2 protein-coding genes are annotated in these 1,308 nt (G+C 50.3%); both read left to right on the top strand.

All coding sequences use genetic code 11. The annotated features are described in order from the left end of the window. Window positions 1–505 (top strand): ABC transporter ATP-binding protein (locus R8269_RS24635; protein WP_318222832.1); only part of this gene is annotated, 505 nt, incomplete at its 5' end. Beyond that, the coding region (locus tag R8269_RS24630; RefSeq protein WP_318222831.1) for an ABC transporter permease at window positions 493–1,308 on the top strand (816 nt) is incomplete at its 3' end. The genes R8269_RS24635 and R8269_RS24630, both read left to right, overlap by 13 nt.

Below are 1,308 nucleotides of genomic sequence, written 5' to 3'. Positions count from 1 at the left end.
TGGCCAACCTTACCCGAGCGGACAAATGCAGGCTGCGAAAATGCGCCGTGAAAAGCTGGGTTTTATATTCCAAAAATTCAACTTGGTGCCAGTGATGACGGCTTTGGAGAACGTCGCTTATCCGTTGCATCTCAACGGTTTTTCAAAAACAGAACAAACTGAACTTGCCTCACAGATGCTGGAACATGTGGGGCTGGGAGAATTTATCCATCACATGCCCGATAACTTGTCTGGTGGTCAGCAGCAACGGGTAGCGATTGCTCGCGCTTTGGTTCACAAACCTGCATTAGTGATTGCCGACGAGCCAACAGCAAGCCTCGATAGCCAAACCGCAAACAAAGTCATCGATATCATGAAAGGGCTCGGGCACGAGTTTGGTACCACCTTCATTGTCGCCACTCACGACCCTCGTATGGCATCTCGCTGCGATCGCACCATCGAGCTGGTGGACGGCAAAATCATCCAAACGCACGCCAGTGTGGAGGAGGTCTCATGGGCAAGCTAATTCCCGTTTCGGTTCGCCTTGCTTGGCTGAACCTACAACGTAATCGCCGACGCAGTTTGTTGTCGATGCTGATCATCGCCATTGCAGTTTTTGCGCTGACCAGCGCAGGTGGTTTCGGCCTTTATACCTACGACAGCTTGAAAGAATCCACCGCGCGTGACACGGGGCATCTGACGTTAACCACGCCGGGTTACTTCGCTAAAGAAGAAGAGATGCCATTGAGCAATGGTTTGAGCCATGCCGATGAGATCACCAAACAGTTGATTGGTTTGAGTGAGGTGCGAGGCGTACAGCCACGAGTGGAATTCAGCGGTTTGATCTCTAACGGCAGCAAGTCCTCGATTTTTATTGGTATCGGCGTTAACGAACGCGAGTTCGATATGAAAGGGCCGTTTTTGGACGTGCGTGATGGGCAGACGCTTTCCAACATTCATGCCTCTCGTTACGACACTTCTGAGCCAGAAGTGATGCTTGGGGTGGATCTCGCCAATAATCTGAGCGTCAACGTGGGAGATTGGATTACCTTACTTGCTACTACGACAGATGGCGCTTTGAACGCTTACGACTTTAAAGTTCGCGGTATCTACTCAACTGGCGTACCTGAGCTGGATAAACGCCAACTTTACGTACACATCAACAGTGCTCAGTCTCTGCTGGGGTCGGACAAAGTCAGTGCGCTGTCAGTATTTCTGTTCGACACCAGCTTAACCAACAAGGTTGAACAGCAAGTCGCGATGATTCTAAACAAACAAAAACCGAGCTTTGGCGATCAAGAGGTTGAAATTACTCCTTGGCAAGAGCGT

Source organism: Vibrio sp. Vb0667, assembly GCF_033391095.1.
Note: the sequence above shows the minus strand (reverse complement) of the source record. Positions and strands in the feature narration are given on the sequence as shown.